This is a genomic window from Micromonospora sp. NPDC049903, from assembly GCF_044460945.1.
In the GTDB taxonomy this organism is placed as follows: Bacteria; Actinomycetota; Actinomycetes; order Mycobacteriales; family Micromonosporaceae; genus Micromonospora.
The window spans coordinates 1-13452 of the sequence record NZ_JBITKL010000052.1 but is presented as its reverse complement, the minus strand read 5'-3'; the positions used below and the strand labels follow the sequence as shown (position 1 = coordinate 13452).

The 13452-nt window shown below is 74.2% G+C and carries 14 protein-coding genes; 11 read left to right on the top strand and 3 right to left on the bottom strand.

What is annotated here, in order from left to right; all coding sequences use genetic code 11:
• Positions 1–166: 166 nt before the first annotated feature.
• Both ACIBO1_RS32115 and ACIBO1_RS32110 read right to left on the bottom strand, forming a co-directional pair.
• Positions 167–874, bottom strand: a complete 708-nt coding sequence (locus ACIBO1_RS32115; protein ID WP_396753040.1) for an SDR family NAD(P)-dependent oxidoreductase — start codon at positions 872–874, stop codon at positions 167–169.
• An 82-nt stretch (positions 875–956) separates the two neighbouring features.
• Positions 957–1868, bottom strand: a complete 912-nt coding sequence (locus ACIBO1_RS32110) for an MBL fold metallo-hydrolase (protein WP_396753038.1) — start codon at positions 1866–1868, stop codon at positions 957–959.
• Between the two features lie 95 nt (positions 1869–1963).
• Here ACIBO1_RS32110 and ACIBO1_RS32105 point away from each other — a divergent pair, with 95 nt between their 5' ends.
• The 7 genes from ACIBO1_RS32105 (at position 1964) to ACIBO1_RS32075 (ending at position 8214) form a co-directional block, all read left to right on the top strand.
• A complete protein-coding gene (locus ACIBO1_RS32105) occupies positions 1964–2818 on the top strand; it encodes a BTAD domain-containing putative transcriptional regulator (RefSeq protein WP_396753037.1) in 855 nt (284 codons plus the stop codon).
• Positions 2819–2832: 14 nt separating this feature from the next.
• Positions 2833–3906 (top strand): phosphotransferase family protein, encoded by a 1074-nt coding sequence (locus ACIBO1_RS32100; RefSeq protein ID WP_396753035.1) that lies wholly within the window; start codon positions 2833–2835, stop codon positions 3904–3906.
• Between the two features lie 67 nt (positions 3907–3973).
• Positions 3974–4507 carry a flavin reductase family protein gene (locus ACIBO1_RS32095; RefSeq protein ID WP_396753033.1) on the top strand — a complete coding sequence of 178 codons (534 nt, stop codon included), beginning with the start codon at positions 3974–3976 and terminating at the stop codon, positions 4505–4507.
• Positions 4504–5556, top strand: a complete 1053-nt coding sequence (locus tag ACIBO1_RS32090; RefSeq protein WP_396753031.1) for an LLM class flavin-dependent oxidoreductase — start codon at positions 4504–4506, stop codon at positions 5554–5556. Before ACIBO1_RS32095 ends, ACIBO1_RS32090 begins: the two co-directional genes overlap by 4 nt.
• A gap of 8 nt (positions 5557–5564) precedes the next feature.
• A complete protein-coding gene (locus ACIBO1_RS32085) occupies positions 5565–6482 on the top strand; it encodes an amino acid ABC transporter permease (protein WP_396753029.1) in 918 nt (305 codons plus the stop codon).
• A gap of 8 nt (positions 6483–6490) precedes the next feature.
• Positions 6491–7276, top strand: a complete 786-nt coding sequence (locus ACIBO1_RS32080) for an amino acid ABC transporter ATP-binding protein (RefSeq protein ID WP_396753042.1) — start codon at positions 6491–6493, stop codon at positions 7274–7276.
• Positions 7277–7287: 11 nt separating this feature from the next.
• Entirely contained in the window at positions 7288–8214 is a 927-nt protein-coding gene (locus ACIBO1_RS32075) for an ABC transporter substrate-binding protein (protein WP_396753027.1), read from the top strand.
• Between the two features lie 13 nt (positions 8215–8227).
• On the opposite strand, the gene ACIBO1_RS32070 is transcribed toward ACIBO1_RS32075, so the two are convergent.
• Entirely contained in the window at positions 8228–9259 is a 1032-nt protein-coding gene (locus tag ACIBO1_RS32070; RefSeq protein WP_396753025.1) for a ketoacyl-ACP synthase III family protein, read from the bottom strand.
• 262 nt (positions 9260–9521) lie between these two features.
• On the opposite strand from ACIBO1_RS32070, the gene ACIBO1_RS32065 reads away from it, so the two are divergent.
• The 4 genes from ACIBO1_RS32065 to ACIBO1_RS32050 are packed head-to-tail and all read left to right on the top strand — an operon-like array spanning position 9522 to position 13321.
• Positions 9522–10526: an acyltransferase domain-containing protein gene (locus ACIBO1_RS32065; protein ID WP_396753023.1), complete on the top strand. Its 1005-nt coding sequence runs from the start codon at positions 9522–9524 to the stop codon at positions 10524–10526.
• A 23-nt stretch (positions 10527–10549) separates the two neighbouring features.
• A complete protein-coding gene (locus ACIBO1_RS32060) occupies positions 10550–11818 on the top strand; it encodes a beta-ketoacyl-[acyl-carrier-protein] synthase family protein (protein WP_396753021.1) in 1269 nt (422 codons plus the stop codon).
• Positions 11815–13026, top strand: a complete 1212-nt coding sequence (locus ACIBO1_RS32055) for a ketosynthase chain-length factor (protein WP_396753019.1) — start codon at positions 11815–11817, stop codon at positions 13024–13026. Before ACIBO1_RS32060 ends, ACIBO1_RS32055 begins: the two co-directional genes overlap by 4 nt.
• A 31-nt stretch (positions 13027–13057) precedes the next feature.
• Positions 13058–13321, top strand: a complete 264-nt coding sequence (locus tag ACIBO1_RS32050; RefSeq protein WP_176092683.1) for an acyl carrier protein — start codon at positions 13058–13060, stop codon at positions 13319–13321.
• The last annotated feature ends 131 nt before the right edge of the window (positions 13322–13452 follow it).

The window sequence follows — 13452 nt, the reverse complement described above, 5'->3', positions numbered from 1 at the left end:
CCCGCGCGGGGGGGGGGGGCGGGGGGGGTGACCCCCCCCCCCCCCGCGGGGCCGGGCGGGGCCGGGGGGGGCGCGGGGGGGTCCGCCCGCCGCCCCCACGTCGCCCATGACGGGACCTGATCCGGGGCGGCGGTCCGGTCCGGACCGCCGCCGCGCGGCATCCGGGCTAGTAGTCCAGGCCGCCGTCGACGTGCAGCACGTGCCCGTTGACGTACGAGCTGTCCGGCGAGGCGAGGAAGAGCACCGCGCGGGCCACCTCGTCACCGGTCGCGGCCCGGCCCGAGGCCAGCGAGCCGCGCAGCCGACCCCAGAGCCGTTCGTTGGCGAGGATCTGGCGACCCATGCCCTCGTCGACGACGCCGGGTGCGATGGCGTTGACGGTGACGCCGTCGCCGGCCAGCTCGGCGGCGAGAACCCGGGTCAGCGTCTCGATCGCCGCCTTCGACACGCTGTACGCGCCGGCCCCCACGATCGGCCGCCGGGCCAGCAACGAGGAGACCGTGACCACCCGTCCGGCACCGGAGGCCCGCAGCAGGGGCGCGGCGGCCTGCACGCAGTGCAGCACGCCGGTCAGGTTGGTGGCGAGCACCTCGTCCCACTGCGACACCGGCAGGCCGACCAGCGGACCGGGCCGGCTGATCCCGGCGTTGGCGACCAGGATGTCCAACCCGCCGTACCGGTCCTGCACGCCGGAGACCAGCGCGTCGACCGAGGCCCGGTCGGCGACGTCGACCGGGAACCGGTCCCCGGTCTCCGGTGCGCCGCGCGACGCGGACACCACGGTGACGCCGGCCTCGGTGAGCGTACGTGCGATGACCCTGCCCAGGCCGGCGGTGCCGCCGGTGACCACCGCGACCTTTCCCTTGAGGACCATGAGAACTCCCTTCCGCGTCTGCCGGACCACCGGTCCGGCCGTGTCGTGGCCGGTGCCGCGCACCGGCCGTCGCCGCCCGCCGCTACACCGACGTGACGAGCGGACCGCCGTGCAGGTGGACCATGTCCCGGACGACCGGCCGCGACGACAGGTACGCCCCGGGCGCCTCGCCGCGTTCCTCCGCGTACGCCCGGTGCAGGTTGGCGACGAGCCGCTCCGCCTCCGGCAGATGGGCGAACGGATGCCCGGTGGCGCCCCGGGCCGCCGCCAACGCGGGCAGCCGGTCGGCGACGCCCTGCCGGGCCAACCCCCGCAACCAACGCAGGTACGCCTCGGTGGCGTCGAGCACCTCCGGCCCGCTCACCTCACCGTGCCCGGACACCACCACGCGTGGCCGCAGCGCCCGGATCCGTGCCAGCGCGTCCAGCGAGCCGGTCACCGACCCCATCAGCACGAAGGGCGTCCGTCCGGAGAAGACGACGTCCCCGGCGAACACCACCCGCCGCTGCGGCAGCCACACCACCACGTCGTTGGTGGTGTGCGCGGGGCCGAGGTGCATCAGCTCGACGCGTACCCCGCCCGGGTCCAGGGTGAGCTGCTCGCGCAGCGTGACGTCGGGCAGGCGCAGCCGGATCCCGGACCAGTCCACGTCGGGCCACAGCTCGCGCATGGCCAGCCCGGTACGCGCCATCTCGGCGCGCGCCTGCTCGTGCGCCACGATCTCGGCCTCGGCCGGGAAGACACAGTTGCCGAAGACGTGGTCACCGTGATGGTGGGTGTTCACCACCACCTGCGGGCGGCCCGGCGCGACCCGGCGTACCTGCGCGAGCAGCGTCTCGGCCCGATCCCGGGTGGCGGCGGTGTCCACCACCACGACGCGGTCGGTGCCGACGACGATGCCCGCGTTGCCGACACACCAGCCGCCCGGCCGTTGGACGTACGCGTACACGTCCGGCGCCACCGGCACCAGCGCGGCTCCTGGCTGGTCCGTCATCTCACCTCCGGTTCCACGGCGGGGTCACCGCCCCCAGTGAGCCCAACCGGGCTCGGTTCCGGCTGGAGCCGGCGTCTCGACCGGGAGGTCCGGCGATGACCATCGACGTCCTGGGTGGCCTGCGGGTCGGTGGCCCCGGCGGTGACGCCGGACCCACCGCGCCCAAGCAACGGCAGTTGCTCGGTCTGCTGGTGCTGCGGGCCGACGAGGTGGTGCCGGCCACCACCTGCATGCGGGAGCTGTGGCACGACCAACCGCCCCGCAGCGCGGCGACCACCCTCCAGACGTACGTCATGCACCTGCGCCGGGTGCTGGCGCACGCCGACGTGCCGGCGCGGGTGGTCACCTGCGAGCGCGGCTACCGGCTGCGGGTCGACCCGCTCGACACCGACCTCGGCGTGGTCCGTGCGCGGGTGCGTGAGGGCGAGGAGCGGGCGGCGGCCGGCGATCCGACCCGCGCCGCCCGGTCGTGGCGGGAGGCGCTCGCGTTGTGGCGCGGCGCGGTGCTCGCCGACGTCCGCACCGGCCCCGTCGCCCAGCAGATCGCCGGTCACCTCGACCAGTGGCGGCTGCTGCTGGTGGAGCGCTACCTGGAGGCGGAGCTGCGTTGCGGCCGGCACCGGCAGGTGGTGCCCACGGCCACCGCCCTGGCCGGCCGCCATCCGCTCAGCGAACCGATCCACGCGAGCCTGATCACCGCGCTGCACCGCAGCGGTCGGCAGGCCGACGCGGTACGGGCCTACGAACGGCTCTCCGCCGCGCTGCGCCGCGACCTCGGTGTCCCGCCCTCGGAGCCGCTGCGGCGACTCCACCAGGCCGTCCGCACCGGCGCGGCCTGGCTCGACCCGCCCCCACCCGCCGCGCCGGTGCTCTGCCTGGACGCGCTCTCCGCGCTCGACGCCGGTCGGCGGCCCTTCCTCGTTCCCACGCCACCCGGTGGCACATCCTGATCGGAGGCGGTCCCGTGCCGATACCCGTGCAACGTGACCCCGAACTGACCCGTACCCGGCTCGCGCAGTGGCTGCGGGACACCCTGCCCGCCCACGACGTGGTGGTGGGCCCGGTGACCGTGCCGCGCACCGCCGGCTTCTCCGCCGAGATCCTGCTCTGCGACGCCAGGTGGCGTGAGCACGGCCGGGAGCGCACCGTGCCGCTCGCGGTTCGGGTCGCACCGACCGGGCACCGCATCTTCCCCGACCTGCGCTGGCGGGAACAGGTCGCGATGCAGGTGGCGCTCGCCGACACCGCCGTGCCGGTGGCTCCGGTACTCGGCCACGAACCTGACCCGCAGCCGCTGGGCGCGCCGTTCGTGGTGATGGTCCGCGTGGCCGGCGAGGTGCCGGCGGACCTGCCGTCGTACCACCGGCAGGGCTGGCTCGCCGACGCGACGCCCGCGCGGCAACGGGCGGTGTGGTGGCGGGCGCTCGCCGCGATGAGCCGGCTGCACCGCCTCGATCCGGCGACCCTGCCGGTCACCGCCGCACCCACCGGTGACCTGGAGTTCTATGCCGAACACCTGGACCACTTCGGTGCCGACGGCAACCCGGCCGTCGCGGCGGCGTTGGCGTGGCTGCGCGCCCACCGGCCACCGGCGCCGACCGCGCCCGCGCCGCTGTGGGGTGACGCCCGGCTGGGCAACGTCGTCTTCGCCGGAGACCGGCCCGCCGCCCTGCTCGACTGGGAGATGACCGACGTCGGCCGCCCCGAGAGCGACCTCGCCTGGTTCCTGCACATGGACCGCTTCCTGAGCGCCGGCATCGGCGGGGCGCGCCTGCCCGGCCTGCCGACCCGCGCCGAGACGGTGGCGTACTACGCCCGGCTGCTGGGCCGCCCGCTGGAACACCTGGCGTACCACGAGGTCGACGCGGCGTTCCGGTTCTGCGTCGTCACCGCCCGGGTGGTGCGGCTGCTGGAGGTCAGCGGGGTGCTGCCGCCGGGTGCGGACTTCCCGCTGCACCGCAACGCGACCGCCCTGCTGCGCCGCCGACTCGCGGAGGCCGGTGTCGATCTCTCCAGCGTCGGTGTACCTGGCCTCTAGCGAGGACCGCCAGTGTCGGCGCAGCGCGGGCCGTCCGCGCAGCAGCGCGCGGGTGGGAGGGGTACGCATGGCGGTCGACGCGTCCACGTTCCGGGCGCTGTTCGGCACGGTACCCGGCGTCGTGGCGGTGGTGACCACCCTGGACGGCGACGAACCGGCCGGGCTGACCACCAGCGCGGTGTGCGAGGTGTCGCTGGACCCGCCGCTGCTGCTGGTCTGCCTGGACGAACGGTCCCGCACCCTGCCCCGGATCCTGCGTAGCGGCGCCTTCACGGTCAACTACCTCGCCGGGCACCGGCGTGACCTCGCCGCCCGGTTCGCCGGCAGCGGCGCGGACAAGTTCACCGACGTGCCCTGGACGGGATCGCCGGGAGCCCGGGGCGCGCCACGGCTCGACGACGCGTCCGCCGCCCACGCCGAGTGCACCGTGCGACACGCGGTGCCGCTCGGCGACCACACCGTGGTCGTCGGCCTGGTCGAGGCGGTCACGGTGACCGGGCACGCCCCACTGCTGTACCGGCGCGGGACGTACCGCGCCTGGTCCGACGCCGCCACGGTCGTACCGGCCGTGGCCCGTCCGAACCCGAGGGAGCTGGCATGAAGTTCGGCATCAACCTGTTCCCGACCGTCGGCCCGCAGGACAAACCGGCCGGGCAGTACTTCTCCGAGAGCCTGCGGCTGGCGGAGCTGGCCGACGAGTTGGGCTTCCACCACGTCAAGACCGTCGAGCACTACTTCTCCCCGTACGGCGGCTACAGCCCGGACCCGGTCACCTTCCTCGCCGCCGCAGCCGCCCGCACCCAGCGGATACGCCTGGTCACCGGCGCGGTGCTGCCCGCCTTCACGCACCCGGTCAAGCTCGCCGGCAAGCTCGCGATGCTCGACGGCATCTCCGGTGGACGGCTCGACGTCGGCTTCGGCCGGGCGTTCCTGCCCGACGAGTTCCACGCGTTCGGGATACCGCTGGACGAGAGCCGGGCCCGCTTCGACGAGGGGGTGGCCGCCTGCACGCTGCTGTGGACCACCGAGAACGCGGTGTGGGAGGGCCGGTTCCACCGCTTCGGCCCGGTCACCCTGCTGCCCCGGCCGGTGCAGCAGCCGCACCCCCGGATCCTGGTGGCCACCGCCAAGTCGCCGGAGTCGGCCGAGGCCGCCGGCCGCGACGGCCACGGCGTGATGCTGGTGCCCTCGATCAACTCGCGGGAGCAGGTGCAGGACGTGTTGGCGCTGTACCGCAAGGCCGCGGCGGCGAACGGTTTCACCCCGACCGACGAGGACGTCCACATGAGCTACAACGCGTTCCTGGCCGAGGATCCCGACGAGGCGCGCAGGCTCGGGCGCGGCTACTCCGAACAGTCCCACCGGACGCTCGCCGACGCGGTGTCGGCCTGGGCGCACACCCGCAGCACCGACTACCCGGGCTACGAGAAGATCGTGGAGCGGGTCGGCAAGGGCGACTTCGACCGGCAGGTCGCCGCCGGCAAGGCCCTCGTCGGCTCACCGGAGCAGGTGATCGCGGCGGTGGAGAACATCCGCGAGTGGTTCGGCGACGTGACGCTGAGCCTGCAGGTGGTGTCCGGCAACGTCCCGTACGAGCAGGCCGCCCGCTCCCTGCGGCTGTTCGCCTCGCACGTGCTGCCCCGGTTCTGACGGCACCGGTGACCACCCGCACGGTCGTACCGGCCGACACCTACCTCACCGCCCCGCCCGCCCCACCCGCGTACCGGCGCAGCCGCCGGGTGGCGGCACTGGCCGGCCTGGTGGTGCTGCTGCTCGTGGTGCAGAACCTGGCGCGCAACCCCGCACTCCAGTGGGACGTGGTGGCGCAGTACCTCACCGCCGACGTCATCCTCGACGGGCTCCGGATCACCCTCCTGCTCACCGCGATCGCCCTGGTCGGCGGCTTCGCCCTGGGTACGCTGCTGGCGGTCATGCGGCTCTCCGGCAGCCTGCTGCTGCAGTCGGTGAGCTGGGGGTACACCTGGCTGTTCCGGTCCGTGCCGATCCTCGTACAGCTCCTGTTCTGGTACAACATCTCGCTGCTCTATCCCCGCATCACCGTCGAGGTGCCGTTCGGCCCGACCCTGCTGGACGTGCAGACCCGAGGTCTGATCAACGGCTTCCTCGCCGCGGTCATCGGGCTGACCCTGCACGAGGCGGCGCACGCCAGCGAGATCGTGCGCGCCGGACTGCTGTCGGTGGACAAGTCGCAGACCGAGGCGGCCCAGGCGCTGGGACTGTCGCGGACGCGGACGTTGTGGCGCATCGTGCTGCCACCGGCGATGCGGGCCATCGTGCCGCCCTCGGCGAACCAGGCCGCCGCGCTGCTCAAGGGCACCTCGGTGGTGAGCGTGATCGCCGGACAGGACCTGCTCTTCTCCGTCCAACTGATCTACAACCGCAACTACCTGGTGATCCCGCTGCTGCTGGTGGCGACGCTGTGGTATCTGCTGTTCACCACCATCCTCAGTGGACTCCAGTATCTCCTCGAACGCTACTTCGGGCGCGGCAGCGGCCGGAACGGCCTGCCCCTGCGCGCCCGCCTGCGGGCCCTGGCCGACGGAGCGGAACGGTGAGCGCCACGATGCACGACGACGACCCGCTCCGGCCGATGGTGCAGCTCGTCGGCGTCCGCAAGGCGTTCGGCGCCACCACCGTGCTCGAGGGCGTGGACCTCACCGTCGACCGGGGGACCGTCACCTGCGTCGTCGGCCCGTCCGGCTCGGGCAAGAGCACGCTGCTGCGCTGCGTCAACCGTCTCGAACGCGCCGACGCCGGCATGGTCCTGGTCGACGGTCAGCCGGTCGGCCACGTGTTGCGGCGCGGCCGACTGGTCGAGGCGTCGCCACGGCTGCTGGCCCGGCACCGCACCGAGGTCGGGATGGTGTTCCAGGCGCTGAACCTGTTCCCGCACCTGACCGTCGTGCAGAACCTCGTGGAGGCGCCCATCGCGGTGCAGCGGCTGCCCCGCGACGCGGCCCTCGCCCGTGCCCGCGAGTTGCTGGACCGGGTCGGCCTGGCGCACAAGGAGCGTGCCTACCCGCGCGAGCTGTCCGGCGGTGAACAGCAACGCGTCGCCATCGCCCGCGCCCTGGCGCTGCGTCCCAAGGTCATGCTCTTCGACGAGCCGACCAGCGCGCTGGATCCGGAACTCATCGGGGAGGTGCTCTCGGTGGTCCGCGACCTCGCGTCGGGCGGCATGACGATGCTGATCGTCACCCACGAACTGCGCTTCGCCGCCGAGGTCGCCGACGAGATCGTCTTCATGGACCGCGGTCGCATCGTCGAGCAGGGTCCACCCGCCACGATGCTCGACCGCCCTCGCGAGGAGCGCACCGCGCGGTTCTTCGCCACCATCCTCAACCGTTGAAGGAGACGAAGGTGTATTTGTCGCGTCACACCCGCTGGATGGTCGCCGTGACGGCGACCGCCGTGCTCGGCCTGCTGACCGGGTGCGTCCACGCCGCGCCGGCCCCCACCGGTGGGGAGGCACCCGCCGACCTCGGCGCCCAGGACGTGGTGTCGCAGGTGCAGGCCGCACCGGACATCGCGGCGCTGCTGCCGGCCGAGATCCGTGAGCGGGGTCGGCTGACCGTCGGCTCGGCGGTGGGCACCCCGCCGATCGCCTTCCACCCCCAGGACGGTGGCCCGCCGCGCGGCGTCGACATCGACATCGCCGACGCGGCCGCCCGGGTCCTCGGCCTGACCGTCAGCCGGGAGCAGGTCAGCGGGGCGTCGCTGCTGACCGGGCTGACCGCCGGCCGGTTCGACGTCGGCACCGCGAACTTCGCGGTCACCGAGGAACGCAAGAAGGTGCTGGACTTCACCGTCTACCTCACCGACGGCACCGGCTTCATGGTCCGCGACGACAGCTCGTTGCGCGAGGTCACCGACGTGTCGCAGTTGTGCGGGCTGACCATCGGCACCGGCGTGGGCAGCACCTTCGAGCAGGACCTGCGCCAGCGGGAACGGGTGTGCGTCGACGCCGGCAAACCGTACAAGATCAGCACCTACAGCGACGCCGCCGCACACTTCCTGGCCCTGCGGGAGGGACACGTCGACATCCTGGTCAGCACCTCCAGCGTGCTGCGCTACGCCGCGAGCCAGCAGCCCGGACTGCGCTTCGTCGGCGAACTGGGCCGCCGCGACGTCGGCCTGGCCACCAGCAAGGGCGCCGGTCTCGCCGAACCGCTGCGGGCCGCGGTGGACCGGCTGATCGCCGACGGCACGTACCGCCGGATCCTGACCAAGTGGCACCTGGAGTCCAGCGGGGTCGACCGGTCCACGGTCAACCCGGCGGCGGCCTGAGGCGTACCGCGACTCACCCCGTCCATCCGGGCACCTCGTCGATCTCCAGCAGCGCACAGGTCCACGTGTATCCCGCTCCGACCCCGGCGAGCAGCACCCGCTCGCCGGGGCGCAGCGCTCCGGTCTCCACCAGGTACGTGAGCCCGCTGAACTGGTCGCCGGCCCCCAGGTGGCCGACCGTGCTGGCCCAGGCCCAGGTGGTGACGGCCCGGTCCACCTGCCACGGCCGCAGGTACGACGAGGTGAGCCGGCGCAGCCCGAAGTGCGGCAACACGTACCGGTCCACGTCGGCGAAGGTCAGCCCCGCCTCGGCGAGTGCCCGGTCCACCGCCTCCGACTGACCGGCCACCACCCGACTGATGCTGTACGACACCCCGGTGCGGGCGACGAACGCCTTCTTGACCGCGTCCAGGTCCACCGGCTGTCGCTGGGCCAGCGGCGCGGCGCCGAACGGGTCGTCGCCACGGTGCAGGCCCTCCAGGTCCGGCTCGGAGACCGTCACCAGGCTCAGCAGGCGCGCGAACCCGGTGTGCCGGGAGAGCACCAGGGCCGTACCGGCGTCGCCGTAGACCGTGCCGGGGTCGCTGTTCCACCTGTCGAAGCCCGGTGGGCAGAAGCGGTCCCCGGTGGTGAGCAGCGCCGCGGCACGTCGCGGCGCGGCGGTGAGGTACGCCGCCGCGAGGTCGAGGGCGGCGAGTCCACCGTTGGAGAGCTGGCGGATCTCCAGCGCCGGGCAACGGTTGCCGAGCACCATCCGCTGGATGTACGACGCCGGTGCCCACACGTCGTGTCCCTGGTGGTAGACGGTGGCGTGCAGCAGCAGCGCCACCTCGTCCGGAGTGTGCCCGGAGCGTTTGACGGCCAGCTCGGCGGCGCGTACCGCCAGCTCCGGCCCGGACTCCTCGGTCGACACGCTCACCGCGTCCAGGCCGGTCTGCGTCGCGAGCCGCTGACTGCACCGGCCGTCGGCGACCGCGTCGACCACCCGCGTCCGCCCCGGCACGTACGCGGCCACGCCGGCCACCCGGATTCCGTCGAATCGCATCTGTCTGCCGCTCCCTCGGATCACCGGATCGCGACGGGCTCCGCGCGTCCACCGCCGCCGGATCGTCGCTCGTGGCGTCGGTCCGGCGGCGGATCGCCGACCGCTCGTGGGGCGGGCGATGGCGCGGAGCGCGCCGGGGGTTCGCCTCGGCACCGCCGTCGCGTACCGCCACCGTCGCGCGCCGTGCTCGGCCGGGACTCGAGAACCCGTCGAGCGGGTACGCCTTGAGCCGCCCTCAAGTGACAGGTGCGACGGTCGGGGCATGTCCGCACCCACGACCCGACGCGTGGCCCTGCTCCTCCCCGGCCAGGGCGCCCAACGACCCGGCATGGCGGTCGGCCTCTATCACGGACACCCGGGCTTCCGCCGCCACGTCGACGAGGTGTTCGCGCTCTGGGGTCCGGAGGGCGACGCGATCCGCGCCGACTGGCTCACCGACCACCCGGCCGTACCTCTGGACGACCTGCGCCGCGCGCAGCCGCTGCTGTTCGCGATCGGCTGGGGGCTCGGTCGCACGCTGCTCGACGACGGCCCGGAACCGGTGGCCCTGCTCGGCCACAGCGTCGGCGAGGTGGTGGCGGCGACCCTCGCCGACGTGCTGAGCCTGCCCGACGCGGTACGCGTGCTCCGCGACCGGCTCGGGCACCTCGCCGACGCCCCGCCCGGCGGCATGCTCGCCGTCGCGGCCACCCCCGAACAGGTACGGCCGTACCTCGGTGACGGGGTGGTGGTCGGCGCGGTCAACGGGCCGGGGCAACTGCTGCTCGCCGGCCCGGAGACGCCCCTGACCCACGTCGAGCAGCGGCTGCGCGCCGACGCCGTGACCTGCCGCCGGGCCCGGTCGACCACCGCGTTCCACAGCCCCGCACTGGCCGACGCGGCCGCGCGCGCCGAACCACTGCTGCGCACGCTCCCGCTGCGCCCGCCACGCCTGCCGCTGTTCTCCTGCTACACCGGGGCCCGGATGACCGCCGAGGTGGCCACCGACCCGGCCTACTGGGCCGCCCAACCGGCCGCACCGGTCCAGTTCGGCGCCGCGCTGGATGCCCTGCTGGCCACGGAGCCGCAGGTGCTCGTCGAGGCCGGTGCGCCGCACGGACTGACCGCGCTGGCCCGCCGGCACCCGACGGTGCGGCAGGGCCGGTGCGCGGCGCTGGCCGCGCTCCCGGCCCACGCCGGCAGCCGCGACGCGGACCTGGTCGCCGTCGCCACGGCCCGGACCGCCGTGGACGGCCTCCGTTTCCAGGAGGGCTCGACCGTCGCTTGAGCACCCGCTGCGACCGTCGGACCATGAGCCGTCGCGTGGTCGTCACCGGACTCGGGGCCGTCGCCCCGGGTGGTAGCAACGTCAAGCAGTTCTGGGACCTGCTCTCCTCAGGCCGCACCGCAACCCGGGGCATCACCGCCTTCGACCCGTCGCCCTACCGCTCGCGGATCGCCGCCGAGTGCGACTTCGACCCGGTCGAGGCCGGGCTCGGGCCCCAGGAGGCCCGGCGGATGGACCGGGCCACGCAGTTCGCCGTGGTCGCCGCGCGGGAGGCGGTCGCGGACAGCGGCCTCGACCTGCCGGGCGAACAGGGCCACCGGGTGGCGGTGTCGCTCGGCTGCGCGGTCGGCTGCACCACCAGCATGGAGCGGGAGTACGTCGTGCTCAGCGACGGCGGCCGGTCCTGGCTGGTCGACCCGACGTACGCGGTACCGCAGCTCTACGACTGGTTCGTGCCCAGCGCGGTGGCGGCCGAGGTGGCACACGTCGTCGGCGCGCAGGGACCGGTCGCCCTGATCTCCGACGGCTGCACCTCCGGCCTCGACGCGGTCGGGCACGGCGCCGAACTGATCCGCGAGGGCAGTGCCGACGTGGTGGTCACCGGCGGCACCGACGCGCCGATCTCACCGATCACCCTGGCCTGCTTCGACGCCATCAAGGCGACCAGCCCGCGCAACGACGATCCGGAGCACGCGTCGCGTCCGTTCGACTCGACCCGCAACGGCCTGGTGCTCGGCGAAGGGGCCGGGGTGCTGGTCCTGGAGGAGCTGGAGCACGCCCGCCGCCGAGGGGCCCCGGTGTACGCCGAGGTCGCCGGCTTCGGCAGCCGCTGCAACGGCTACCACATGACCGGGCTGCGCGCCGACGGCGTGGAGATGGCCGAGGCGATCCGGGTGGCGCTGGACGAGGCGCACCTGGCACCCGAGCAGGTCGACTACGTCAACGCCCACGGGTCCAGCACCAAGCAGAACGACCGGCACGAGACGGCCGCCTTCAAACGCAGCCTGGGCGAGCACGCCTACCGGGTACCGGTCAGCTCGATCAAGTCCATGATCGGGCACTCGCTCGGCGCGATCGGTGCGCTGGAGCTGGTGGCCTGTGCGCTGGCGATGGAGCACCACCTGGTGCCGCCCACGGCCAACCTGCACCAACCCGACCCCGAGTGCGACCTCGACTACGTGCCGAACGTCGCCCGCGAGCACCGCACCGAGACGGTGCTCAGCGTCGGCAGTGGATTCGGCGGCTTCCAGAGCGCGGTGGTGCTGGCCCGGCCCGATCGGCGGGCGGCGTGAACGCCCCGGTCGTGACCGGACTCGGCGTGGCCGCGCCCACCGGTCTCGACGTCGAGGCGTACTGGCAGGCCACCGTGCAGGGGCGCAGCGGCATCCGGTCGATCACCCGCTTCGACGCCACCGGCTACCCGCTGCGGGTCGCCGGTGAGGTGCCCGACTTCGTCGCCGAGGAGCACCTGCCGGGCCGGCTGCTGCCCCAGACCGACCGGATGACCCGACTCAGCCTGTACGCCGCCGAGCAGGCCCTGACCGACGCCGGGGTGCCGGCGGTCGAGGGCGTCCGGTACGACGTCGGCGTGGCCACCGCCTCCTCGATGGGCGGCTTCGAGTTCGGGCAGCGGGAACTGGAGAACCTCTGGAGCAAGGGCGGCAGCCACGTCAGCGCGTACCAGTCCTTCGCCTGGTTCTATGCGGTCAACTCGGGCCAGATCTCCATCCGGCACAACCTGCGCGGCCCGGGTGCCGCCCTGGTGACCGACCACGCGGGCGGGCTCGACGCGATCGGGCACGCGCGACGGCAGATCCGCCGGGGCACCCCGGTGGTGCTCACCGGCGGCGTCGACGGCGCACTGTGCCCGCTCGGCCTCGCCGGTTGGCTCAGCACCGGCGGGTTCAGCAGCCGTACCGACCCGCGACGGGCCTACCTGCCGTTCGACGCGGACGCCGACGGTGCCGTGCCCGGCGAGGGGGGCGCGCACCTGGTGCTGGAGGACGCGGAATCCGCGCGGGCCCGGGGCGCCCGGGTCTACGGCGAACTGGCCGGCTACGCCGCGACGTTCGACCCGGCCGGTGTGCCCGCGACCGGGCTGCGCCGTGCGATCACCGGCGCGTTGCGCGACGCCGGCATCACCCCCGACGAGGTGGACCTAGTCTTCGCCGACGGCGCCGGTGACCGCGCGGCCGACCGGACCGAGGCGACCGACCTGGCGGAGGTGTTCGGGCCACGGCGGGTGCCGGTCACCGCGCCCAAGAGCACCGTCGGCCGGCTCCAGGCCGGCGCGGCCGCACTGGACCTCGCCACCGCGCTGCTCGCCATCCGCGACGGCGTCGCGCCGCACACCGTCGGCGTGGACGCCCCCGCTCCCGACTGCCCGATCGACCTGGTCACCGGCGAGCCCCGGTCGCTGCCACTGCGCCACGTGCTGGTGGTGGCCCGGGGCCGGGGCGGCTTCAACGCCGCCGCCGTGCTCCGCCGCGTCGCCTCGTGACCCGGACCGACCCCGACCCGAAAGGACGATCATGACCGCCGACCAGCCGCTCCACCTCGACGACCTGCGCCGCATCCTGCGCGCCTCGGCCGGCGAGGACGACTCCGTCGACCTGGACCGCGAGATCCTGGACACCCCCTTCGTCGACCTGGGTTTCGACTCGCTCGCCCTGTTGGAGACGGTCTCCCGGATCTCCCGCGAGTACGCCGTGACGCTGCCGGACGAGGTGGTCGAGAGCTGCGACACGCCACGATCGCTGCTGGACTACGTCAACCGGACGGCGACCGGGGTCTGAGCAGCGTGACGGGCGCGGGGGGGCGGGGGGGGCCCCCCCCCCCCCCCCCGCCGGCGGCCGGGGGGGGGGGGGGGGGGGGTGGCCCCCCCCCCCCCCCCCCCCCCGGCGACCACACCACCCCCCCCAGAGAG